This window comes from Reticulibacter mediterranei (genome assembly GCF_016587455.1).
On sequence record NZ_BNJK01000002.1, the window covers coordinates 1,498,611 to 1,521,457 of the forward strand.

Sequence of the window (22,847 nt, forward strand, 5' to 3'; positions counted from 1 at the left end):
TGAAGGAAATAGGGAAAAGTGAGACCGTTGGGTCTTTCAAGCTGAGACAACTTCCCACGACCGCTCTGCCCCTCTGCTGCGTCCATCTGATGCATCTCTCACGTATCAGAGAGATGGCTCTGTTCATCTGGTCATTGAGCGGGTAGAACAGCGCCTTCCCGGAAGCATAGCATGTGGACCCGAAAAAAACTTCTTCTAACTTGCTCTTCTCTGAGGTGCTCATGTTTTTCCTGCAAGCGCCTCTGCACTTCTGGGTAGTCCTTTACTCAAGCTGGGCGACAAATTGGAGCTGATGAGCATCTTTAGCACCCTGCCTCGCCTCAAGGCTGAAAGCCTGGCCCATGTCAGTGTCCAGAAGTGGCTGGAGCAGACAATCAAGCATCCCGTAGATCGTCAGATACTGGCTTCGACAGCCCGTGTGTTTACCTATTGCTCTAATCTGAATCTGGTCAGCGCGGAAGTATTTGTCAAGAAGCTGCAACTTTCGCTCAAGCATCCGGTTCTCTATCTCGATGGCGGCTGGCAAACCCTGGTCGATGGACTGCACCAGGCGGCTCTACAGGCAGGTGTACAGATCAGGAGTGGCACTCGCGTCACTGCTGTTTGCTCTCAGGATGATCAGGTCCGGGGAGTGCAGCTCTCCGATGAGACGGAAGTTACTGCATCTTTTGTCGTTCTGGCAACTGGCCCGGATGACGCTGGAAAGCTGGTAGACGGGGGAGCCTATACGCCCTTACGCGAGATCATCGATCCGCTCATTCCTGCACGGGTCGCTTGCCTGGATGTCGCCTTGCGCCGCCTCCCGGAGCCGCGTTACCCGGTTGTCCAGGATCTGGAACACCCGCGCTTTTTGTCGGCACAATCAGTCTATGCGCGAATTGCCCCGCAAGGTGGTGCAATGATTTCCACCTTCAAGATGCTCGATCCGACACAGCCCGGCGATCCGAAGCAGGACGAGCAAGCATTGGAAGAGTTGCTTGATATCGTACAACCAGGATGGCGCGAGGTTCTGGTCAGGCGAAGCTTTCTGCCGCACATCGAGGCCATCGGCATGCTTCCTACGGCTCGCGCTGGCGGCTATGCTGGCCGACCAGAACCAGAAGTTCCGGGCATTGCTCATCTCTATCTGGCTGGCGATTGGATCGGCGCTGGTTTCCTTTCAGACCCCAGCATGGGCAGTGCGCGCCAGGTCGCGCAACAGATCCTCGCAGATAACCGCAGATAGGGCGATCAAGCCGCATCTGCGAATTGTATCGTTGTTTGCTTCGGGGCATTGATGCCAAAGCGATAAGAGGTCTGAGCAGCGGGATTTGTGGCAAGGACATACCATTGCTTTGTATTGTTGATACTTACCCAGGCTTTACAGTCCTTATCGGTAAAGCAAACCTGTATTTGAACGGGGGCCGTGAGTTGACTGAAGTTGACGCTGATGTTCTTGCACCTGGAGGAGGTCGAGAACCAGGGAGTAGTGGGTGGCAACAGATAGACCGCGGGAGAAAACGTATAGGGGCCGAGAGAAGAGGCTTGATCGAAACAGGCAGCGGTTTGAGCTGTCGCGGTGGCCGGCACATTGGCAGTTGGTTGAACCGTAGGAGTGGGTGTGATCTGAGCCACCGTTGGCACAGTAGGGGTAGGAGTAGGCGTGCTATATGGCGTTGCCTGCGCCGTGGCTGTGATGCGTGCAGTGGTAGATACTACCGTCGCGGTGGCACGAATAGCAGCTTGAGTGGCTGCGCTAGAAGGAGAGGTTGCCGTAGCGACTCTACTTGTCGCTTGTTGGTGAGCGAGATTGTTGTTTTTGACAGCCTCGGCGGTGGCTCGTTCTGACTGCATTTGTCCCTGATGCAGTTGTCCGGCAGCAATAATCCCGGTAGGAACAAGCAGCAGCAGAGCAACCAGGGCAAGCAAGAATGCACGCATGCGCAGCTTACGCGCTGATGGTGCCTGCTTTGCTAAGAGGTGAATGGTTGTTGCCTGTTCTGATTCTGATGCTTGCGCGATCGCTGGCGCGGTTTCGACCGGTGTTGGCGAGGTTTGCGGCGTGATTGGGGTCTCTTCGGATGTGAATGCTGGTATGAGCGAAATTCCGGCCTGCTCAGTGGTTTGCTGCTGGAAAGCCTGCGCAAAAGCAAGGATAGAGGGGTAACGTTGCTCGGGCGATTTTGCGAGCGCTCGTAGAATAACATCATCAATGCCTGGAGTGAGAAGTGGATTGTGGTGACTTGGCGGCTCTGGCTGTTTCATAATATGTTGCATCATGACCTGTTCCGGCCCGCCAACAAAAGGGGGGTGGCCTGTAAGTAATTGATAGGCCATGATCGCCAGAGCGTATTGATCGCTGGCTGGAACCGGTTTCCCTTCCCATTGTTCGGGAGGCATAGCCGATGGAGTTCCTCGAAAATGCAAGCTGTGCATTGAGGTTGAGGAAACAATGCTTGCTATACCAAAATCGGTCAGCAAAAGATCGGGGTAGCGGGAATGCGTGTGATGTTCGCGCACAAGAAAATTGGCGAGCTTGACATCTTGATGCACAATCTGATGTTCATGCGCGTGCTGAAGCGCGTCGGCAGCCTGAAGAAGAAAGATGGTGGCATCTTTGAGAGGGAGCGGCCCACTGATGTTCTGATGAGCTAACCAGTTGGAGAGAGACCCTTCAGACCGGTATGGCATGACAATATACAGGAGCTTGCTCTGCTGTTGATATTCTACTTCGCCAAAATCGATCAATGGCAAGATGTTTGGATGATCCAGCGCGATGATAACCTGCATCTCACGATGAAAGAGCCGTGTGATGTCGGATGATGTTTCTGTTTGCCCAAAGACCTGGGAATCGATGCGTGCTATTTTCACCGCGATCTGACGGGGTGTTCTGACATCCTCAGCCACATACACTTCGCCCATTCCACCGCTGCCAATCAAGCGGAGTAATCGATAATTGCCAAGTTGCAGTCCATCAAATGGCATATGACACCTCTCAACATAGAAACTTAGAAACTTAGAAAATATAAATATAGCAGTAAATATAGCATAGAAAAGTCGTTTAGCCCATCTTTGCATCTTCAAAATGCGACAAAAGGTTCTAACAGGTAGAAGCGTTTTCAGTGAAAGAGGGTACAGGAGAGCAGCTTTTCATCACCCTTTGTTTGGATGAGAGACTTCCTCAAAGATAGCTATCCGCTTGATGTGCTATTCTCTCATCTCGGCCTCGCCAATCACTGGCAATTGGAAGAATGCGCTGCTGGCTCTGGCGTGGACGCCGGTATTGAAAAGGGTCAGTGCGGTGATGTACTGCATATCGGGGGTAATCACAAAATCGCCCACAACCTCAAAACCAGCTTTCGTGATACCGCGCTCCGACGCGTTGTTGCCCGGCGCAAAGCCGATCCAGAAGCGCTCAATTGTCTGTTCCTGCCGTATAATCGCCTGCAACAGATGAGGATAGATGCCGTGCCCGCGCCATGCAGGGAGCGTGAGGAAATCCCAGAGATAGATGGTATGTGCTGCAACGGTGAAGGAAAAGTGCAGTTCAGTGATCCGGCCCCGCTGCGTAGCCACCCAGCCATAAGCTGCCGGCTGCTTATTTATAAAGGCAATATAGAGATGATGCCCTGCCTCAAAACGAGCCGTGATAACCTGCTCTGGCTCCTTCGTCAACTGTGCTATCAACGGCACATCCCGCGAACGTTCGACAACAAGCTCAGGCAAAGGTGGCAGGTCGGGCAAAGGATCGCCTCGCCACCAGGTCGCAAACGGCATAAAAAGGATCGCTCCCCTCAGATTTGTCTTCATGAGTATAATACGCGCATCCTTCACCCAAAAACAAGTCCTGTGTGATTTTACCCCGACTTGTCCACGCCAAAACGCTCTACCAGGATCTCATCGATATCCTGCTTCATCGTTGCCGCATTCTGATAGCGCTTTTTCGCATCAATTGTGAGAGCACGCTCTAGCACACGTTCGATGTCAGGCGACAGTTGGGGATTTAATAAGCGAACCGGGGGGTAGGCAAACGGTGGCTGATTTTGCGGATCACGGTTCGTCAACAGATGGTGTAATGTCGCCGCCAGCGCGTACTGGTCGGAGCGAGTGTCAGCTTTGTCCTGGTATTGCTCTGGTGGTGCATATCCAGGTGTGCCCAGAGCTATCTGCTTACGGTTCACCTTTTTATTGACTAGCACGCGAGCAATACTAAAGTCAACGAGATGTGCCTGCTTATCTTTGCTACTCACAATAATATTCGCAGGTTTAATATTGCGGTGGACAATGGGTGGTGTCTGGTACTCCAGGTAGTTGAGAATATCGAGCATTTGAGAAGCATGAGCAAGCACTGCACGCTCGGGCAATGGCCGCATGAGACGCTCTATAAGACCTTGCAGATTCGCACCGACCACATATTCCTGCACCAGGAAGTAACGCGTTCCCTCTCGGAAGCTATCGGTCACTGCCGGAATGAGTGGGTGGTTGAGCCTGTATAGCGTCTCCAGTACAAGTTCAAAGTTGCGTATGTCCTCGTGTCGAGCCTCCGGGCCAGAGTTTGAAGGAATCATTGCTTTAATTGTTACCAACTGATTCTCCATATGGAGATCACGTGCCAGAATAGCGCTTTCCATTCCTCCCTGCTCAGAAATGTTCACCAATATATAGCGCCCATCTTGCAAGCTTCCAGTGGGAAAATATTGTTGAGTTGGCTTCTTATCGCTATCCATGCTTTTGGTTCTCTATATATCAACAAAAAGAGGATTTGAAACACTATCAGTTTTTTTATAGACGTTCTGACTAATAGTTTTTTGTGGTAGAATTCCCGTATGTCGCAAGAAGAACTCATCCTTCACCAGAAGTGTATAAGATCGAGAGGAGAAGAAAGTGCAGACAGGAAGTTCGCCAGAGAGTGGCAGATCCGACCAAAATGCGGTGCATCTGGAGCCGTGGAGCGAGGGCGACCTGGTGCTGCTGAAGAAGCTGCTGGGGGATCCAGAGATGACCAAGCATCTGGGCGGCCCCGAGAGTGATGAACAGCTTACCCAGCGTCACGCCCGCTTCCTACGACTCGCTTCGGAAGGCTCGGCCCGAGTATTTAAGATTGTCCTTCAGGCCACCGGCGAGGCGGTTGGCTCCGTCGTCTACTGGGAGCGCATCTGGCATGGTGAGCCGGTTTATGAGATCGGCTGGGAGGTTCTGGTTGCGTTCCAGGGGCGCGGTATCGCAAGCGCAGCCACCAAAGAGGCCATTGCCAGAGCCAGATCAGATGGCAAGTGTAGGTTTCTGCACGCCTTCCCATCGATTGACAACCTCCCATCAAACGCGATTTGCCGCAAGCTGGGGTTTACACTCATCGAGGAATGTGATTTCGAGTACCCCAAAGGCAGTTTCATGCGTTGCAATGACTGGCGTCTAGATCTCTCTAGAGGCGGCTAGACAGCCGTAGCGTAGAGGAGAGATCAGTTACATTCTCTCCCTCGACGCATCAATGGTACGTTTATTGCGTCTCTGTATCAAAGATCACGGTCTCCTGGCCCACCTCTACTTCGCCGTACTTGAGGCCACCCACGCGTTCGTAAACATGCAGAACTGCACCAGTCGTGTTCAGTTGTGCATCAACAAGGCGAAAGCTGCGCGGAATCGTGCCTCCCTCGAACAGACGCTTACCAGTACCGAGAACGACAGGGAACTGCCAGATACGAAGGGCATCAACGAGATCGTGCTGAAGCAGCGTTTGGATGAGGTTGCCGCTGCCGTGAACCTGAATCTCACCGCCGTCCTGTGCCTTGAGCTTCGCAACCTCCTGGGCAACATCGCCCTTGAGCAGGATAGAGTTGTTCCAGTTGACCTCATGGAGCGTCCGGGATGCGACGAACTTCGGCCTGGTGTTGAGCGGTTCCCCCGGATCAGGGGAATTGGGCCAGGAGCCTGCAAACATCTCATAGGTTTTACGACCGAAAAGAAAGACATCAGCGTGCCTCGTCCACTCGGACATGACCTCGCCGAACTTCTCATCGATATAGGGGACCAGCCATCCGCCATGTTGGAAGCCACTATCGCGATCCTCATCAGGGCCACCGGGTGCCTGCATGACACCATCCATAGTGACGAAAGTGCCCACAACCAATTTCCTCATATTCCTATTTCTCCTTACCTTAGATTGGTACTGCCTCAAACAGTACTATCCTAACTCATTCAAGGAGAGCGGTATTGTACTGAAACGACAACTGCCCCGACCGATTTCTATCCTTGATTTGTGCAGGTGTCCATCCGATAAAACGTTTTAGTTCTCTAATCAGGTGTGATTGATCGAAATAACCTGCCTCGTAAACTACGTCGTGAATGGATCGGCCCCGTTGCAGGAGAATCGTCGCATGACGAGCGCGTTCAATAAGGCGAGCATCAGTGTGGGACATTCCGGTAGCGTTGAGGAAACGACGCTGTAAAGAGCGCGCTGACAGAGCGTTTGGTTGACCGTGTAATAGAGATTCGATGGCAGGTTCAGTCACCAGTAGACCCTCACGTACGAGCCGATCAACAAAGGTCTCGGCATTTTCATAGCTCGGAAACTGCCACCCTGATCCATGCAGCCAGAAGGATTGGTTCGTCGCTTCAGGCAAAGTCACTGCTCCATCCACCAGAGTAGAGGGGGGAAATAGGGGCATAAATGTGCCGAACTTGAACAAGATACCAGTCCATTCACCATCCGCAGGACAGTACACATTTGTCGCTTTCGTCTCTGGCCCTTGTATGTCGAGCGTGATTTTGTCTTGAAGCCTTGTAACAACCATCATCCAATGAGAGGCGGCAATCGACGTAAACATCCCATGCCCCTGGCTATAGCTACTCCAGACCCTTTCCACGAAAGGGGAATCCGATGGTCTTTCTCTGAAGATAACCCTCACCCCTTCAACTGTAGGCTCGAGGGTTTCGTGAAGCTTGGATGTTCGCATATATCGACCTATCTAATTTATGGGTTATACATTTTTACATTGTAAAACACGTCGGGTCGTACGTGCTGTCAAGGGAAACTGCCCTGTTTAACTGCTTCCATACGCAGCACCTTTGAACAGAACTTATGTTCCATGTCAATTTAAAGCAAAACGTACTTATTGTCAATAATTGACTGCGAAGAAAAGCTGGCTTCACAGCAACCCATGAAACCAGCTTTTCCTGTAAGAGAAAGAGATGGTGAGAGTATCAGGTGCAGGCGGAACCGTTCAGCGTCACTCCGCTCGGAGCTGGACTCGACGGCCCGCTTGCCACAAAGCCTATCGAAACCGTCCCTCCTGCTCCCAGCGTGCGATTCCAATCAGGTGCATTGGCAATAATTTTGCTGCTATCCTGCGTGACAGTCGCATTCCACCCGCTGGCGAGTGTCACCCCGCTCGGCACGGTCCACGAGACCACCCAGGGGATAATCGCGTAGCTGCTGGTGTTCTTCACGTCCACCGTCGCCTGATAACCACCCTGCCACGAGTTTGTGATCGTCACGGTCGCGGTACAGGTCGGAGCTGGCGTTGGCGTTGGTGTGGGATAGTTGCCGTCGCTGCCGAAGACGACATCGGAGCAGCCATAGAACGTCTCCGTGCTGTCTGAGCGCGTCCAGACTGAATAGATGATGTGCCGCCCGGTCTTGTTGGTTGGCAGCGTTCCGGTCATGTGATAGGCACCATCAACCACCGCAGGCTCCGGGTCGGCAGTCAAAAATGGCTGATCCTCGATCTCGTCCCAGGTGAGCGGCTTGGTTGGATCATAGCTATCCTTTGTGACATAGAGCCGGAAACTGCCGGGGTGCGGCACCCAGGCACCGTAAACGAACGTATATTGCGCCCCCGCCGTCAGATTGGTTGCCGGCCAATCCGCGCGGGGCGCATCGTAGGCTGCGTACTTGGTGGTGCCAGCGCTACAGAGTTGACCATCAGGAATAAAGCCACGCGTTCGCCCTGCGCCATCCGAACGCAAAACAGCGAACCAGTCGTAGAGCGGCTGCGTACCACCAGCGGCGACGGCTGCCTGGCACGCCGGAGTGGTCGGATTCTCCGGCCCTTCCAGATAGCACGCGTAAGTTCGGCTGGCGGGCGAGGTCATCGCGCCATGAGCTTTAGCCGCAGGCGCGGGGCCAAACAGCACGGAGGCCACGCCCACCACCATAACTATCAGAGCCACAATCAGGAGATTCCATCTCCGCCGCCTGTTGGAAAGAGACTCCTTTTCCGTCATAGCAAGCTTCTCTCCTTTTACAGCAAGAGCGGTATCAAGAGATACTTCAAGCTGTCAAACGTTACCCGCACACCATATCGCTATGATGTGCTCCAACAGAGCTTCTCTCATCCATGAGATAGAGGCTCAAAAACGTTCTCTACTTGGGAAACAGTCATCACATGCTGATCCAGCGATTTCTATTCTTACCATATATGGAACAAGTTTTAATGTCAACGAAATCGCTGGCCTGAACAAAAACTGGAGAATAAGGTCAGGGGATAAGCAGGATTTTGCCGACGTTCTCGCGTGCTTCAATAGCTGCATGAGCCTCTGCTGCACGTTCCAGCGGATATGTTGGACCAAGCACCGCTATCAGCCGTCCGGCAACAGCTTCCTGTAATGCATTCCTGGAGTCGGCAAGGGTTTCCTGCTCCGTCCTGGTCATAGCGATTCCCAGCGCACCGATCAGCGTAACGCCTCGTTGCGACAGCGTATGCATCCCGATCGTTGTCTCTGTGCCGGAAGAGGAGCCATAGACCACCAATCGACCGCGACCGCGTGCCGTGACCTCGAATGCTTGCTGTCCAATGGTGCCTCCCACCGCATCAAAGACCACATCCGCTCCTTTGCCTCCTGTCGCGTCGCGCACCTGTTCCGTCCAGTTCTCCTCACGATAATTGATACCCGCGTCGGCCCCAAGCCGTGCTACCAGCGCCAACTTCTCCTTGCTTCCCGCCGCGCCAATCACAATACCCGCTCCCGCCGCCTTTGCGAATTGGACAAGCTGTGAACCAGTGCTGCCTGCCGCAGCCGTCACCAGAACAGCTTCGCCCGGCCTGATATGCGCCATTTTCGACATATAGAGGGCCGTTCCTCCCGCCACAAACACCCCTACAGCCTGTTCGATTGGCAAGGTTTGCGGAACAGGGCAAATAGTGGCAATATCCACAACGACTCGCTCTGCGTAGCCGCCGCCAGTCTTGACCAGTGCCACAACCCGCTCTCCCACTAATGATTGGTCCCCATCTGGTCCGACCTGCGTGATCCTGCCACCAACCTCCCATCCAGGGATAAAGGGGAGCGGAAACGGGTATCTGCCCGCCCGTATCGAGGTATCTCCAAAAGAGACGCCAGCCACCTCCACAGCGATCACGACCTGCCCCGGACCAGCCTGTGGCTCCTCGCTCTCTTCAACGCTCAACACTTCAGGTGTACCAAATTGACGAACTCGTACAACGCGCATATGTTATCTCCTCTATCTTATTTAATGTGTTTATGGTGATCTCCCGCATGTCGTAGTCGCGCGATTTATCGCGCTCGTCTCGCTTCCTGCCTCTGTTGAGGGGCCACTGCGCGATAAATCGCGCGACTACGACATGCGGGAAGTTACATATTGACAGGTCGCATCATTCGGTACATACTGTTCCGATAAGCATATCCTGTCTCTTTGCAAGTGTAGTTGGCGGCGAACGGAGAAACAAGTATCAATAGGAAGGATTTGTTCCATTTGGAACAAAAGGGCATAAAATGACCCAGAAAGCGGACAATTTGCGTGTGCGACGGATGCAAAAATTGTTGCGTGATGCGCTGCTGGATCTGGTTGAGGAGCGCGGCTTCGACGCGCTGACGGTCAGCGAGATTATCGAACGCGCAATGGTGAGCCGGACCGCGTTTTATCGTAATTATCAGGATAAATATGATCTGGTTGAGCGCATTTTTGACGATGAGATGCGTATCTTGATGAGCGGTCTGGGCAACTATGGCCCGGAGCGCCCTCCGCAACAGTGGGTCAACCTCTTCAAGCACGTGGCGGAATATGAGAGGCTCTATCGTCCTCTGCTTGGCGGGAAGGGGAGTTCCTGGTTTGTTGTGAAGATGCGCACATCGCTGGCCGAACTGATCAAAGAACACGCGCAGGTGCCAACGAGGAGGCCAATAGCCGGGAGTCGTGTGTTTGCGGATGGCTTTATCACCACGCTATTGGCCTCGCTCTTTGTAGATGCGATCACGTGGTGGCTTGAGCAGGAGCGCCCCTACACTCCCCAGGAGATGGCCCTGTACTGTTCCCGGCTTGCGCTCTCGATCTTTGAGGAGGCTGGCACCTGGCAGTAGCCCGCTGGACTATCGATCAAGCTTCTCACGTACCCACGTCACCGCATCGGCGATGGTTTCTTCCACTGTGCGCTGCGTCGTATCATAGAGCGTCATTGGCGGCAGCGTGGAGGATGCATGCTCTTGCAGCCAGCGGTTGAAATCGACCATGCGCGCGAGAACTTCGGGCGTGGCACTCTGACGCCAGGCTGGACGCTGCTTGAGTCGCTCCACCAGCATCTTGCTATCGCAGACCAGCGCCAGATAATAGACCGTCGAGAAATAGCGCCGTTGTGGACAGTTCTCTATCTGCTCAGGATGCGCCGTTCCGCACAGCACGAGCGGGCGGCCATTTTGCGCAATATTTTTCGCGATATGCAACCAGAGATTGTGATAATCGCTATAATCCTTCTCTTGCGTCGCAGGCAACACGCCCCAGAGCATATCGGTATCCAGCGTGACACATTCTGGCAACACGGCGGGCAACTGTCGGCTCAATGTCGTTTTGCCTGCGCCACTGGCTCCCGTCAGTATGAAGAGCGGCAATTGCAGAAATGGTTCTGCATAGCGGCAAAACGTGCAGATAATTGCTGGCTTGCTGATATCAACCGGTTCCTCCTCGCACCATTCTCCACATTGTGGACATACTCTTGGCATACTTCTACTCCTGATACATGGTATGGATCTATTATAAACGGAGCAATTATTGGGGTAAAGTGGCTCAGGAGCCTATTTCTCACGACCGATTGTTGATGATGAGTGTGGGCTGGAATAATAATAACCTATTTATTTGTTAGTAGATAAGAGAAACGAATGTTACTCTACATCTTTTTTGATGTGTATTAAGAGGAGAGTATTTAGATTAATGAATGACGCTGCTTTCATTGAACACAACCGTCAAGTTGTTGAGACATTCCGTGCAAATGGTGGCAAAGTGGATGGTTGGGGAGGTATCCTTCTGCTAACAATTAAGGGGGCCAAAACTGGTCAGGAGCGTATCTATCCGCTGATGTCCGTCCCCTATGGCGATAGTTATCTTGCCGTTGGTTCTAAGGGTGGCTCACCAAAACATCCCGTCTGGTATTACAATCTGCTGGCAAATCCCGATGTGACCGTTGAGGTTGGCACCGAAAAATTCCCTGCTACCGCTCGTTTGCTATCTGGCGAAGAGCGCGCCAAAGCCTTCGTTAGCGCTGTTGAGGTCTTCCCCAATTACGCCGAGTATCAAGAGAAGACCGACCGCGAAATTCCCGTGTTCATTATCGAGCGCAAATCATAGCAATAATTGGCGCATCTGGCATGTGAAGGGGGAATGGTGAAGGAAGAGGGGATGTTGGGTTTCCCGTAGCGACAAAGGGGTGGTGGGGATGAGGACGTGGGGGCCTTGCGCTTGTCGCCCTCGCCACCGGATGGTTCCACTTCCTTTCGCGGTGTGTCAGGGGTGATGAAACGGCCTGGCGAGGGCGACAAGCGCAAGGCCCCCACGTCCACCCCTCACATCTCCTTTGTCGCTACGGGAAACCCAACATCCTCTCTTCCTTCACATTGACCGGATGCACCGATAATGAAAATACAATAAAATCCTGGCAGGAGATGTCAGGTATTCGCTGCTATACTCTTTCTCAAGATCGTAAATCACGAGAAGGAGTATTTTTTATGCTCAAAAAAATTGACTGCGTGATGATTCGTGTGGATGATATGGAGGCAGCGACCCGCTACTATACAGAGGTCTTTGGGCTGAAGCAGGTGTGGAGCGACGAAACCTCGACAGGATTAGCCCTCCCTGAAGCCGATGCAGAGATTGTGTTGCATTGCATGACCGATATCCCCTCGCGCGTTGAGGTGTATTATCTCGTCGATGATGTCATTACCGCGACGCACACTTTCGCTGCTCAGGGCTGTCAGATCCTTGTCGAGCCATTTGATATTGTCATTGGCAAATGTGCTGTCATTCAAGACCCTTTCGGAACCAGATTGTGTATCCTGGATATGTCGAAAGGGCCACGCCAGCCAGCATAACCCCCGACTGGCGCGTCCTGGACAGCTTATTTTGAGCTTATTTTGTTACATCCTCAACGCGAATCGGCTTGAGATTCGCTTCGATGGCCTCGCGCTGTGGCTCTAAGAAGGGAGGCAGTGCGAGTCGCTCGCCTAGTGTCTCCACATCTTCGTCAACGGCAAAGCCCGGTCCATCGGTCGCTATCTCGAACAGCACTCCGCCCGGCTCGCGGAAGTAGAGCGACCGGAAGTAGAAGCGGTCGATCACCGGAGTCACGGTCGGATTGACCTGGGCGATGCGCTGCTGCCACTGACGATGCTCTTCATCGCTGGGCGTGCGAAACGCAACGTGATGCACGCCGCCAATACCCACAAAACGGCGGAACGGCAGTTCGGGGTGAACCTCGATATGGACCTCTGTTCCTGGTCCACCAGGGCCAACCTCAAACACGGCAACATTGCTTCCCTGAGGCAACTCATAGCTACCACTGCGTCGGAAGCCGAGCATCTCGGTCATGAAGCGCGCCGAGGGTTCGAGATCGCGCAGTGTCAGTCGCACCGAGTAGAAGCCGTGAATGGCCCGTTCTGCTGGAACGGGACTCTTGCGCCAGGGCGTGCTGCCAATTCGTGCCGCCAACCTCCCACCATCATCCACCAGTTCAAGACGCTGCCCTTCAGGATCGCGGAACGGCAGCACAAGCTGGCGATCTGCACCGCGCGTCTGAATGCCATCATGCGTCACATGCAACGTATCGAAGCGCTGTACCCACCAGTCGAGCGTGTCGCGCCCGGTCACGCCAAGCGAGATCGTCGAGATCGTGCCTGCGCCGGGCCGATGGAAGCCGATGTTGGCCCATTCAAAAAAGGTCAGATCGACGCCCGGACGCCCAAGCTCATCCCCGTAAAAAAGATGGTAGGCCGAAACGTCATCCTGATTGACCGTCTTCTTAATCAAACGCATTCCAAGCACCTGTGTATAAAATGCGACGCTGCGGGATGCGTTCCCACTGACAGCGGTGACATGATGCAGGCCGCCCAGTTCTGTTGTCATTGATTACCTTCTATTCTTCTTTTCACGCTCATCTTCTCAATGAACGCTTGCCTGTTGAAGCCTGCGACAACCGCAAGGGATTGTCGCTACGTTGTTTCTCTTGCACTCAGTATATCTCAAATTTGAGATAATTGCAAGTCAACAAATCAAGGTTCGCGTGAAAAGTGCTCCTGTGCATACAGGCCCAGCTTCTTGAGCAGTTCGATGGCCTGCGCCTGCTCTTCGGGCGTCAGTCCGCTCACCGCAGCGCGAATCACCTCCTCGTGCTGTGGAAAGATCGCGGCCAGCAGTTCATGTCCTTGCGGTGTGATCTCCGCAAAGGTGACGCGTTTATCCTGGGGAGAGGGTTGACGCATCAATAACTGTTTTTGCTCCAACTTATCCACTGCATAGGTGATATTGCCGCTCGAAATCAGGATCTTCTCTCCGATCTGTTGCAACGGCAGCGGCCCCTGATGATAGAGCAGTTCGAGGATGCCAAACTCGGTTGGATTCAGCCCGTAGCGCCTGATATCGCGCGTCACATGGGCGTTGACCCAGTTGTAGGCGCGAGAGAGAACGATAAACAACGCCAGCGACGGCGTTCTTCGTGGTCTATTCGACATGGGTTTCACCAGATTCTCTTAAATTTAAGAGAATCTTATCACAAAAAAAGCCGCCAAGGGTATCAATTCTATCCTGCGTAGCGACAATCCCTTGCGGTTGTCGCGGGTAAAACATGTAAAACGAATTTTATGATAATTGCAAAAAGGGTATTGACATTGTGGGTCGGGTATAGTATTATACACCTCGTCAAAGAGATCGCCTGGATGTGCAGGTGAGCTGGTGGCAATAGCGAAGAGGGTACACCCGTTCCCATCCCGAACACGGAAGTTAAGCTCTTCAGCTCCTACGATACTGTGTGGGCAACTGCATGGGAAAATAGGACGCCGCCATCTCACCCGCCCATACCGGGCGATTTTTCTTGCCTTATTTCGTGAAATTATTCGCTGTTTGCATAAATTCATCGAATTTGCTGCGATGAATATTATGGGTAGCCCCATCAAGCTGAACAGCCTGGCTCCGGGTGGAGAGATACAGCTTTGCTTGTTCCCAGGCAGTATCATCTAACGTTGTCCCGAGGGCCGGGTCTGCCCGGATCAGGAGGGTAGGGGCTGCGATTTTCGCAAGCAGCGGGAGAACACTTCCCGAGGGAGTCGCCTCTGCAAAGATGCTGACGAGCGTTTCTCGGGTCACTTTGTGCAATCCTTCGATCTGACCCTCTATGTCGTCCTGGGTCCAACCCGGGTTGCTGGCTCGGAACCCCTAAAACTCCTAAAAACGGATGGCCTCTGAGTGGTATAACGAGCGGATAGCTCTTTTTCGTCACCTGCCGGTTATCTCGCTTCGTCACTTCCCGTTGCTGGCATCGCCAGGGATGTCCGGGGTACATGTGGCCGCAAATAGTCCCTCACAATCTCGCCCCACGTCGCGGCCAGATAATAAAGCTCCTGCTTGATCTGTGCAACACTGGCCGGTCGCTTGCTCCTCTCGATCTCCAGCATACTGTTAATCAGCAACCCGAGGCTATTCATCATTATATCGACCATACTGCTTGTGAGGCTGCCGGGATCAGCACGGCTCGCCGTCATTGTTCCCTGCAAGCGTGCAAAGCGCAGCGGTGACTCTGAAGGATCTTTCCCCGTGAGCATTTGATGCAGAACTGCTCCCAGACTGTAAATATCGGCGCTGGGCGTCGTTTGTGCCCTGCCGTATTGCTCCGGGGCCGCATAGCCTGGTGAGCCAAGTGGGATCGTATCTTTGCTCTGTCCTGGCTTGAAAAAACGAGCGATGCCAAAATCAATAAGGGAGATCTTTCCATCAGGAGAGCGCATAATGTTGGCGGGTTTGAGATCGCGAAAGACTATCGGAGGCTGGTGGGTATGCAGATATTCAAGGACATCGCACAGTTGTAGCCCGATAGCGAAGACCTCGCTCAAAACCAGGCGCTTGTTCGGCGCTTTGTTCTGATAGGCTTCAAGCGTCTCACCCTCTATAAAATCGAGGACGAGATACCACTGCTCTTGCTTGCGGATGGAGTCGTGGAGACGCGGTAGGCCGGGATGCTCCAATCGTGATAGCACATCCACTTCACGGTGAAAGGTATCAATTGCCTCTGCCATCGCCTCCGCTGCGAGTCCACGCAAACCGATCTCTTTGATTGCTACCAACCGGTCCCCACGCTGCGTATCACTCGCCTTGTAGACCGCACCGAACCCGCCCTCGCCCAGCTTTGCAATGAGATCATAGCGATTGTGAAACGGAACCCGAGAGACAAGATAGGCCGACAACAACAAAGGAGCACGACAACGTTCACAAAAAGACGAATCAAGAGCATTCAATGCTCCACATATTGGGCAAAGAAGAGAAGAGGATGGAAGCATACGCCGGCTCCTGCGTTTCGGTAATTCTAATGTCCAATGATCTCATCTACAATATCTTTGAGAAGCCGAATGTAATACGCGAACTCTATAAATGTTATACGTTACGTTGCAAAAATTGAGAGACGAGATCGTTAAAGGTACCTGGCACCTCCATACTGAGTGTATGAGCCACGTTAGGCAGCTTCACCAGCTCTGCGCCGCTTACTTCTTTCCGCAATAGTTCGCCAATTGCATGAATATCCGCTGTATCTTGATTCCCTACTATGATCAACGTCGGCACCCGGATTTCTGTCAGCCGACCAATAGCAGGCGGCTCCAATTCGCGCCATTCAAGTTCGAGAATGCCCTGTGCAATGGCTTGCGTTGCCATCTCACGATTGCGCTCTCTGACACTGCTCTTCACCTGTTCCGGTGAACGATAGGGGCCATCGGTCCACATAATGAGAAATTGTTCGACGGCACCAGCCACATCTCCCTTTGTCATCGCCTCTTCAAATATTGCTCCCCGTTCATGCGTCCATGTGTCCACAAATTGATAGCCGCTCATGCCGGGCGAGACCAGTACAAGCTGCTGCACTCGTTCAGGATAAGCAATTGCCATATCAATTGCGAAACGCGCACCCCCGGAGAGTCCCACCAGAGAGGCGTGCTGGATGTCCAGATGCGTGAGAAGATCGGCAAGCTCCTGATAAGGAGTATACAATTTATTTGCAGAAATAATCGTACTCTTTCCCGCCCCATATGAATCGTAGCGAATCACTTGATAGTGCTGTGCAAAAAACTGGAATTGTTCATCCCACATACGACTATCGAGCAAGCCCCCATGCATCAAGACCACTACCTCTCCTTTTCCGGCTGTTTCATAGAAGATCCGTTCCCCTGCAAGCTCAACAAATCCATGATTGCTTCTCCCGTCTACCATAATCATTCCTCCTGCCAGCGCATTTGCACATCAGCGGTTCCGTCTGGCAATAATCTCATCCGCAATACTTTTCGGCACAGGATCGTAATGTGCGAACTCCATTGAATAGCTCGCCCGACCACTGGTCAGGGAGCGCAGGTCGCTGGCATAATCGAACATCTCGGCCAGAGGCACATGCGTTCGCACTACATGCGTCAGGCCGCGTGTCTCCATGCCCAGCACGGTTCCCCGGCGGCGGTTGAGGTCGCCAATCACGTTGCTGAAATGCTGATCCGCCGTCTGCACCTCGACCAGCATAATCGGTTCCAGCAGGATCGGACCCGCCCGACGCGCCGCCTCCTTGATCGCCAGCGACCCTGCAATCTTGAAAGCCATCTCACTCGAATCCACTTCATGATACGAGCCATCGTATAGCGTCGCCTTGAGATCGATCATTGGATAGCCAGCAATAACGCCATTGTCCAGCGCCTCACGAATCCCTATCTCAACGGGCCTGATAAATTCTTTCGGGATGGTCCCGCCGACAATCGCATTGATAAACTCAAAGCCCTTGCCGCGCTCGTTCGGTTCGACGCGAATCCAGACATCGCCATACTGTCCATTGCCCCCGGTTTGACGCACGTATTTGCCTTGCGCCTGAGCCGTCTTCGTGATGGTTTCGCGATAGGCGACCTGCGGGCGTCCAATAGTGGCCCCGACCTTAAATTCGCGCAACAGGCGATCCACGATCACTTCCAGATGTAACTGTCCCATGCCACTAATGATGGTCTGTCCCGATTCGGGATCGGTATGCACATGGAATGTCGGATCTTCTTCCGCCAGCTTGCCCAGCGCAATCGTCATCTTGTCCAGTTCCGCCTGCGTCCTCGGCTCGACGGCAATCGAGAGGACCGGCTCCGGGAATGTGATGGCCTCCAGCACGATGGGATGCTGCTTATCACAGAGCGTATCGCCGGTGAAGGTGTTGCGTAACCCAACGGCGGCGCAGAGGTCGCCCGCCCGAATCTCGTTGATGTCCTCGCGATGGTTGGCATGCATCCTCAGCAAGCGACCGGCACGCTCCGTCCTGTCCTTACTACTATTATAGATGGCCGCGCCCTTGCTGAGCATTCCCGAATAGACGCGCAAGAAGGCCAGACGCCCGACGAAGGGATCAATAACGATCTTAAAGACCAGGGCGCTGAAGGAGGCGTCATCGGCGATGGCGCGCGTCTCCTGCTCGCCGTTGTCAGGATTGATGCCAACGGGCGCAGGAATATCCAGCGGCGAGGGCAGGTAGGCCACAACCGCATCCAGCATCGCCTGCACACCCTTGTTCTTCAATGCGCTTCCACATAGCACGGGAAACAGCCTCCCTGCTATTGTCGCCTGACGCAGCCCGGCTACCAGCTCTTCCGGCGTGATCTCCTCGCCTTCCAGATATTTCATTGTCAGTGTTTCGTCCGTCTCCGCCACGCTTTCCAGCAAATGTTCGCGATACTGATCGAACTGCCCGATCATAGACGTTGGCACCTGGCTATGTTCGGATGTTGTTCCTTGCTCGTCGGTGAAGATAACAGCTTCCTGGGTGATCAGATCGATGAAGCCCTGAAAGTTCTGCTCGCTCCCGATGGGGATCTGGACCGGCACGGGAATGGCCCCCAACCGCTCGCGAATCATATCAATCGTGCGCCAGAAATCGGCCCCTGTGCGATCCATTTTGTTGACGAAGCAGATGCGCGGCACATGATATTTATTGGCCTGCCGCCACACTGTTTCTGATTGCGGCTCAACGCCCGCCACCGCGTCAAAGACCACGACGCCGCCATCCAGCACGCGCAACGACCGCTCAACCTCAGCAGTGAAATCGACGTGACCGGGCGTGTCGATGATGTTGATGCGATGATCGTTCCAGAAACAGGTCGTGGCAGCAGCGGTAATGGTGATGCCGCGCTCCCGCTCCTGTATGGTATAGTCCATCGTGGCCGCACCTTCATGGACCTCGCCCATGCGATGGATTTTTTTGGTATAGAAGAGAATCCGTTCCGTTGTGGTCGTCTTACCAGCATCAATGTGCGCGATGATACCGATATTGCGAGTCTTTTCAAGTGTATATTCTCTCGTCATAACATTCTTGCGACCACCGGCCAGGGCGCGCAGACCGCACACCCCGCGCGATCTCCTCCTTCATTGAGTGCTGCTTTATTATTTTCTACTATCGGTATTTCCTCATACAAAACAAATGAAAAGCAGAGCCTTCAAATCGCATGGTAAGCCTACTTCTTGTTGCCAAAAAAGTCAAGAGGGAAAACAGGTAATTCCGGTCTGAACGACACTCTCCTCTTATCTCACTTGCAACCTTCAGGATGAGCATGCAGAGATGATAGGTAGCAGGGATGCTCAAGCAATAGCCGCTATAGTTTCTGGTCATGAATCGGTTCTACCCAAAACCCAGGGCTAACTTCGATCAGGCGTGAATACGATCAGGTCTTGTTGAGATACTGTGCGAAGAACGCCAGGACATGTTCCTTATAGTCTGCTGGATGTGCGTGGAGGGCACCCGCATGGCCTCCACTGGGTGCGATCCACTGTTCTTTCGGAGCTTGCGCTGCCTGGTAGAGTCGCCGCTCGCCGCTGAGAGGGGTCGTTGTATTGGTGTCGTCGGCGCTGTGAATCAGCATGACAGCGCGCGGTGCGACCTGGCTGATCACGTCCAGCGGGCGGGTAGCAGCCAGATCAGCGTCTATCAGATCATTAACGACCAGGGGTTCATAGGGTAGCAAGGGGATAGAGGAGAAGTGATCCATACGATCGAGTTGGCCGCTTTCGTCCGCCCAGGCGCTATCCGCGACTACCGCTTGCAGTGCTGGTTCGCGTGCGGCGGCTAACAGGACGGCTCCGGCACCTAAAGAGATGCCAAGCGCGCCGAAATGTTTGTTCCTCAGGTCTGTGCGCTGCTCAAGATAGCGTACTGCGCCTCTGATATCATCAGGTTCGTGTGCCCCTAGCGTAATGTCCCAACCCTCGCTCTCACCACATCCCCGGCTATCATAGAGCAGGACATTGTAGTGCGCCCGATAGAGCAGCTGCGCCCAGGGCAACATATCTACCCGAGAGCCTTTGAAGCCATGAACCAGGATGAGAGTAGGCGACTGGCTTGAAGCCATGACCAGCCAGCCACCCAGGTGAACGCCATCGGTCGCTGTGAAATGGACCTCCTGGACGGGAATGCTGGAATTGATCCGGGGCGTAGAACGATTGCTTGTATTTGCAACCAGGGTCAAAGCACGGATAAGAGGAACGCCGGCCCATCCTAGTAGGAGGATGAACAGCAGGAGAGAGAGGAGCCAGCGTTTTTTGAAGAAAGCACCATGCAGTTTATCTTTCATATATTGCAGCCTTTGGGTTGATAATTTCAGCTTTTGAAGAGACAATAGACTTTTACCCTAAAAGCGCGCTGGTTGTTCATAGTATCAAGAAAATACTATAGCAAGTAGTAGAGATGAGGACATTGTAATGCAGGCTGTGTGAGTAATCTGTGATTTCGTTCACAAATCCTATGACGTTCTTTCTTTCACAGGAGGAGTTTCTATCAAAACCAACTGTCATACACCGATGGCGATCTCATTACCGCTAGCGGCGTCGCCCCGCTCGAATTCGCCCGTGAGATTATCAAAAAGCTCAACGTGTACACGCCATCGGTGCTTGATGCCTGGTATCACCTATACAAAACCGGCGAAGCTACCTACTTCTTCGCGCTAGTTGAGGCAGCCCGTTAGCGACCAGCAACTGGTATCTGGTTGACCGCTGGAATAACCTCGCTTGCCAGGAGATCGAAAGTTTCGGGTGCGTACACGTCAACGGTGTTGAAGATCACGTGATCGAAGCCCAGTTCTGCCAGTTCAGCGAAGAAAGCAATTGCGCTGCGAGGTGAGAATGTTCCATTGCGACCATCAGCGGTCAGGTGAAACTCCATCAGCGTAGCGGTCTTCTCGATCTGCTCATAAGGCCGCCCCAGCGCCTCACAATGCTCACGTAGCGCGCTCAATTTGCTGCGCAGCTCCTCTTGATTCGTTGGTGAGGCAAAGAGGTTACAGGCATCGCCATATTGCGCCACCAGCCGCAGCGTCTTGCGCTCGCCACCACCAGCAATCATGATCGGTGGGTGTGGTTTTTGGATCGCCTGAGGAGAATTCAAGGGGCGTTCCAGTTGATAGTATGTACCATAGTATGGCTTCTCATCTCCCGACCACATTTGATGTGCAATTTGCAATGTTTCTTCCAGACGTGCAAAGCGCTCCTTGACGGAAGGGAAGGGGATACCATAGGCGCGATGTTCCTCTTCAAGCCACGCAGCACCAATTCCGAAATAGGTTCTGCCCTGCGAAAGCACATCCAGTGTGCTTGCCGTCTTCACCAGTATCGCCGGATACCGATAGGTGACGCCTGTTACCAGCACGCCCAGCTTGATGTGATTTGTGCGACCAGCTGCATAGGCCAGCGCACTCCACCCTTCTAGCACTTCTCGCTCCGGGCCGCCTGCGAAGGGCGTTTGCCATAGATGATCCATCGTCCACAGGCTATAGAAACCGGCCTGTTCTGCCTGCTCTGTAATGCGAGCGAAGGTAGGACCAAGTTGCTGCTGTCCCCCGGGCCACGTAAAATTCGTAAATTGTAATCCCAGACGCATGAAAAAGACCTTGTGCCTTTCTATTGGATGTCTCCACTGATGTTCCAAATTTATTTGTAACAACAAACATTATAATACAGGAAAATTTGGAATGTCAACGTCGGGCGCGTGGTTAAAATGCCTATAGGTGGATTTTGGTCGGCTTGACAATGCCGCTTCCTTGCCTCTACACTGCATAGTGTAAGCTGCGATGTTTCATCCTCCCAATGAAGGCGAGGCCACAAGCCTTTAGACAGCCACGCCAACGCTGTCTGCTGGAAATGCTTCCCGGGCTTTTTGACGTAGTCGAAGCTATGGATTCATTTCATGCTTGAACTGATCTCCTGACTTCATGATGTATGTCTGAGTGGGTCGAGATTGTTCGAGTACTGGAGGGAAGAAACATATCCGTATGGATCGTTTTCATCAGCGATCTTTTATCCCTATACCCAACACCAGCCGGGCCGTGTTTTCGTGTCCGATCTCCTGTCGCTCAACATGGATCAGGAGTTGAACGCCTCTCGCTGTATGGCGTGAGGTGGCGCAGGTGCAGGTATCACATGCGAATGTCAATCGCGCTTGACCGCGTGCCTCTGATCGTAGGGTCGGGGCGAACTACAGCGTCAGCGCTCTTTATAGAAAGGGGGGAAAAGCAAAAAAGCGTATCGACCCGGTACGCTCTCACTACGACCTGCTAAGGAGGCAGGCATGTTTGCAACACTGTTGACCATCTCTATTCTGCTCGTGGGGCCGGAGGGAGCTGCGATCTTCGGGCTTCTGGTCTTTCAGGAGCACGGAATCGTGGGCCGCATGCGGCGGCTCGCCCTGGCGATTGTCACCATCACCATCGCCACCGTCGCTGCCCTCGCGCTCGCGTTCTTCGGCTCCACTGCCCTGGAACACATGGGGATCGCCCTGGGAGCCGTAGGCATCCTCGGTGGGGTCGTCAGCGTGAAAACCGGCCTTGAGCCTTTGAAGATCGACCTGCTGAAGCCCTTCAGAATGGAGGACGACAGGCAGAAGATGCAAACCGAGATCGTGGCAGAGCTGCTGGCCCGGTTGGTAAACTCAACCGCCGATGCTTCGTCGCTACTGACCACGCTGGTCAAGACGCAGGAGCCCAACGAGGAAAAGGAGACCGACAAGGAAAAGGACAACGGAGCCGAGATCGAGCCGAAGCCGCGTGGTTGGCTGCGTCGCCTCTCCAACGACCTGGCGAAGATCTTCGTACCCATCATCTTTCCCACTTCGGTGGGACCGGCCTACATCGCCTGGCTGGTAAACCCGACCGCTGCTGGAAAGCCGCTGAACGTGCCGCTGGCGATGCTGGTGATGGCCATCTTCATCACGATGCTGGTGACGCTGCTCGCCATGATGGTGGCGTTGCTCTTCGGGGAGAAGATGCCTGGCTGGTTGGAGAAGTTCCTCGTCCGTGTCGGCGGCACCGTCTTTGTCCTCTTCGGCATCGGTACATTCTTCGGGGGGCTGAACATGTTGATGTAGTGGGCTAAACAGGCGTGCGTAGCGTGG

The 22,847-nt window shown here is 53.5% G+C and carries 21 protein-coding genes, 1 rRNA gene and 1 pseudogene; 7 read left to right on the forward strand and 16 right to left on the reverse strand.

Annotated elements, in window-relative coordinates; translation table 11 throughout:
- Positions 1-241: 241 nt before the first annotated feature.
- Positions 242-1,225 (forward strand): annotated as a pseudogene (locus K3T83_RS45060) (phytoene desaturase family protein); the annotation flags it as partial.
- A 5-nt stretch (positions 1,226-1,230) separates the two neighbouring features.
- Here K3T83_RS45060 and K3T83_RS45065 read toward each other — a convergent pair.
- From K3T83_RS45065 to K3T83_RS45075, 3 genes are all read right to left on the reverse strand, one after another.
- Positions 1,231-2,964 (reverse strand): serine/threonine protein kinase, encoded by a 1,734-nt coding sequence (locus K3T83_RS45065; protein ID WP_220209687.1) that lies wholly within the window; start codon positions 2,962-2,964, stop codon positions 1,231-1,233.
- Positions 2,965-3,186: 222 nt separating this feature from the next.
- Positions 3,187-3,756 carry a GNAT family N-acetyltransferase gene (locus K3T83_RS45070; protein WP_220209688.1) on the reverse strand — a complete coding sequence of 190 codons (570 nt, stop codon included), beginning with the start codon at positions 3,754-3,756 and terminating at the stop codon, positions 3,187-3,189.
- Between the two features lie 80 nt (positions 3,757-3,836).
- Complete coding sequence (locus K3T83_RS45075; protein ID WP_220209689.1) at positions 3,837-4,706, reverse strand: serine/threonine protein kinase; 870 nt, start codon at positions 4,704-4,706, stop codon at positions 3,837-3,839.
- Between the two features lie 157 nt (positions 4,707-4,863).
- Between K3T83_RS45075 and K3T83_RS45080 the strand changes: the two genes are divergently transcribed.
- Positions 4,864-5,415, forward strand: coding sequence for a GNAT family N-acetyltransferase (locus K3T83_RS45080; RefSeq protein ID WP_220209690.1), 552 nt, complete (start codon positions 4,864-4,866; stop codon positions 5,413-5,415).
- Positions 5,416-5,476: 61 nt separating this feature from the next.
- Here K3T83_RS45080 and K3T83_RS45085 read toward each other — a convergent pair whose 3' ends face one another.
- From K3T83_RS45085 to K3T83_RS45100, 4 genes are all read right to left on the reverse strand, one after another.
- Positions 5,477-6,115 (reverse strand): dihydrofolate reductase family protein, encoded by a 639-nt coding sequence (locus K3T83_RS45085; RefSeq protein WP_220209691.1) that lies wholly within the window; start codon positions 6,113-6,115, stop codon positions 5,477-5,479.
- 55 nt (positions 6,116-6,170) lie between these two features.
- Positions 6,171-6,803: a helix-turn-helix domain-containing protein gene (locus K3T83_RS45090; RefSeq protein ID WP_236065213.1), complete on the reverse strand. Its 633-nt coding sequence runs from the start codon at positions 6,801-6,803 to the stop codon at positions 6,171-6,173.
- A gap of 376 nt (positions 6,804-7,179) precedes the next feature.
- On the reverse strand, positions 7,180-8,202 hold the full coding sequence (locus K3T83_RS45095; RefSeq protein WP_220209693.1) for a lytic polysaccharide monooxygenase auxiliary activity family 9 protein: 1,023 nt from the start codon (positions 8,200-8,202) through the stop codon (positions 7,180-7,182).
- A gap of 253 nt (positions 8,203-8,455) precedes the next feature.
- Positions 8,456-9,427 carry a zinc-binding dehydrogenase gene (locus tag K3T83_RS45100; RefSeq protein WP_220209694.1) on the reverse strand — a complete coding sequence of 324 codons (972 nt, stop codon included), beginning with the start codon at positions 9,425-9,427 and terminating at the stop codon, positions 8,456-8,458.
- Between the two features lie 284 nt (positions 9,428-9,711).
- On the opposite strand from K3T83_RS45100, the gene K3T83_RS45105 reads away from it, so the two are divergent.
- Entirely contained in the window at positions 9,712-10,296 is a 585-nt protein-coding gene (locus K3T83_RS45105; RefSeq protein WP_220209695.1) for a TetR/AcrR family transcriptional regulator, read from the forward strand.
- A 9-nt stretch (positions 10,297-10,305) separates the two neighbouring features.
- On the opposite strand, the gene K3T83_RS45110 is transcribed toward K3T83_RS45105, so the two are convergent.
- Entirely contained in the window at positions 10,306-10,932 is a 627-nt protein-coding gene (locus tag K3T83_RS45110; protein ID WP_220209696.1) for a P-loop nucleotide/nucleoside kinase family protein, read from the reverse strand.
- A gap of 208 nt (positions 10,933-11,140) precedes the next feature.
- On the opposite strand from K3T83_RS45110, the gene K3T83_RS45115 reads away from it, so the two are divergent.
- Positions 11,141-11,554 carry a nitroreductase family deazaflavin-dependent oxidoreductase gene (locus K3T83_RS45115; RefSeq protein ID WP_220209697.1) on the forward strand — a complete coding sequence of 138 codons (414 nt, stop codon included), beginning with the start codon at positions 11,141-11,143 and terminating at the stop codon, positions 11,552-11,554.
- 377 nt (positions 11,555-11,931) lie between these two features.
- Positions 11,932-12,294 carry a VOC family protein gene (locus K3T83_RS45120; protein WP_220209698.1) on the forward strand — a complete coding sequence of 121 codons (363 nt, stop codon included), beginning with the start codon at positions 11,932-11,934 and terminating at the stop codon, positions 12,292-12,294.
- 37 nt (positions 12,295-12,331) lie between these two features.
- Here the strand turns inward: K3T83_RS45120 and K3T83_RS45125 are convergent, their stop codons facing one another.
- Entirely contained in the window at positions 12,332-13,324 is a 993-nt protein-coding gene (locus tag K3T83_RS45125; RefSeq protein ID WP_220209699.1) for a ring-cleaving dioxygenase, read from the reverse strand.
- Between the two features lie 146 nt (positions 13,325-13,470).
- Positions 13,471-13,929 (reverse strand): MarR family winged helix-turn-helix transcriptional regulator, encoded by a 459-nt coding sequence (locus tag K3T83_RS45130; RefSeq protein WP_220209700.1) that lies wholly within the window; start codon positions 13,927-13,929, stop codon positions 13,471-13,473.
- A 216-nt stretch (positions 13,930-14,145) separates the two neighbouring features.
- Between K3T83_RS45130 and rrf the strand changes: the two genes are divergently transcribed.
- A 5S ribosomal RNA gene (gene rrf, locus K3T83_RS45135) occupies positions 14,146-14,262 on the forward strand.
- Between the two features lie 31 nt (positions 14,263-14,293).
- Here rrf and K3T83_RS45140 read toward each other — a convergent pair.
- The 6 genes from K3T83_RS45140 to K3T83_RS45165 form a co-directional block, all read right to left on the reverse strand.
- Positions 14,294-14,560 (reverse strand): alpha/beta fold hydrolase, encoded by a 267-nt coding sequence (locus K3T83_RS45140; protein WP_220209701.1) that lies wholly within the window; start codon positions 14,558-14,560, stop codon positions 14,294-14,296.
- Positions 14,561-14,700: 140 nt separating this feature from the next.
- A complete protein-coding gene (locus K3T83_RS45145; RefSeq protein ID WP_220209702.1) occupies positions 14,701-15,747 on the reverse strand; it encodes a serine/threonine-protein kinase in 1,047 nt (348 codons plus the stop codon).
- Positions 15,748-15,841: 94 nt separating this feature from the next.
- Positions 15,842-16,669, reverse strand: a complete 828-nt coding sequence (locus tag K3T83_RS45150) for an alpha/beta fold hydrolase (protein ID WP_220209703.1) — start codon at positions 16,667-16,669, stop codon at positions 15,842-15,844.
- 30 nt (positions 16,670-16,699) lie between these two features.
- Positions 16,700-18,775 carry an elongation factor G gene (fusA, locus tag K3T83_RS45155; RefSeq protein WP_220211090.1) on the reverse strand — a complete coding sequence of 692 codons (2,076 nt, stop codon included), beginning with the start codon at positions 18,773-18,775 and terminating at the stop codon, positions 16,700-16,702.
- Between the two features lie 356 nt (positions 18,776-19,131).
- Entirely contained in the window at positions 19,132-20,037 is a 906-nt protein-coding gene (locus K3T83_RS45160) for an alpha/beta hydrolase (RefSeq protein WP_220209704.1), read from the reverse strand.
- A 386-nt stretch (positions 20,038-20,423) separates the two neighbouring features.
- Positions 20,424-21,338 carry an LLM class F420-dependent oxidoreductase gene (locus K3T83_RS45165; RefSeq protein WP_220209705.1) on the reverse strand — a complete coding sequence of 305 codons (915 nt, stop codon included), beginning with the start codon at positions 21,336-21,338 and terminating at the stop codon, positions 20,424-20,426.
- Positions 21,339-22,025: 687 nt separating this feature from the next.
- Here K3T83_RS45165 and K3T83_RS45170 point away from each other — a divergent pair.
- A complete protein-coding gene (locus tag K3T83_RS45170; RefSeq protein WP_220209706.1) occupies positions 22,026-22,820 on the forward strand; it encodes a hypothetical protein in 795 nt (264 codons plus the stop codon).
- The last annotated feature ends 27 nt before the right edge of the window (positions 22,821-22,847 follow it).

Bases quoted from the DNA above. Each gene is read 5' to 3' on its own strand.
- K3T83_RS45065 (WP_220209687.1), bottom strand. From the start codon at position 2,964: ATGCCATTTGATGGACTGCAACTTGGCAATTATCGATTACTCCGCTTG.
- K3T83_RS45070 (WP_220209688.1), bottom strand. From the start codon at position 3,756: ATGCCGTTTGCGACCTGGTGGCGAGGCGATCCTTTGCCCGACCTGCCA.
- K3T83_RS45075 (WP_220209689.1), bottom strand. From the start codon at position 4,706: ATGGATAGCGATAAGAAGCCAACTCAACAATATTTTCCCACTGGAAGC.
- K3T83_RS45085 (WP_220209691.1), bottom strand. From the start codon at position 6,115: ATGAGGAAATTGGTTGTGGGCACTTTCGTCACTATGGATGGTGTCATG.
- K3T83_RS45090 (WP_236065213.1), bottom strand. From the start codon at position 6,803: ATGTTTACGTCGATTGCCGCCTCTCATTGGATGATGGTTGTTACAAGG.
- K3T83_RS45095 (WP_220209693.1), bottom strand. From the start codon at position 8,202: ATGACGGAAAAGGAGTCTCTTTCCAACAGGCGGCGGAGATGGAATCTC.
- K3T83_RS45100 (WP_220209694.1), bottom strand. From the start codon at position 9,427: ATGCGCGTTGTACGAGTTCGTCAATTTGGTACACCTGAAGTGTTGAGC.
- K3T83_RS45105 (WP_220209695.1), top strand. From the start codon at position 9,712: ATGACCCAGAAAGCGGACAATTTGCGTGTGCGACGGATGCAAAAATTG.
- K3T83_RS45110 (WP_220209696.1), bottom strand. From the start codon at position 10,932: ATGCCAAGAGTATGTCCACAATGTGGAGAATGGTGCGAGGAGGAACCG.
- K3T83_RS45115 (WP_220209697.1), top strand. From the start codon at position 11,141: ATGAATGACGCTGCTTTCATTGAACACAACCGTCAAGTTGTTGAGACA.
- K3T83_RS45120 (WP_220209698.1), top strand. From the start codon at position 11,932: ATGCTCAAAAAAATTGACTGCGTGATGATTCGTGTGGATGATATGGAG.
- K3T83_RS45125 (WP_220209699.1), bottom strand. From the start codon at position 13,324: ATGACAACAGAACTGGGCGGCCTGCATCATGTCACCGCTGTCAGTGGG.
- K3T83_RS45130 (WP_220209700.1), bottom strand. From the start codon at position 13,929: ATGTCGAATAGACCACGAAGAACGCCGTCGCTGGCGTTGTTTATCGTT.
- K3T83_RS45145 (WP_220209702.1), bottom strand. From the start codon at position 15,747: ATGCTTCCATCCTCTTCTCTTCTTTGCCCAATATGTGGAGCATTGAAT.
- K3T83_RS45150 (WP_220209703.1), bottom strand. From the start codon at position 16,669: ATGGTAGACGGGAGAAGCAATCATGGATTTGTTGAGCTTGCAGGGGAA.
- fusA (WP_220211090.1), bottom strand. From the start codon at position 18,775: ATGACGAGAGAATATACACTTGAAAAGACTCGCAATATCGGTATCATC.
- K3T83_RS45160 (WP_220209704.1), bottom strand. From the start codon at position 20,037: ATGAAAGATAAACTGCATGGTGCTTTCTTCAAAAAACGCTGGCTCCTC.
- K3T83_RS45165 (WP_220209705.1), bottom strand. From the start codon at position 21,338: ATGCGTCTGGGATTACAATTTACGAATTTTACGTGGCCCGGGGGACAG.
- K3T83_RS45170 (WP_220209706.1), top strand. From the start codon at position 22,026: ATGTTTGCAACACTGTTGACCATCTCTATTCTGCTCGTGGGGCCGGAG.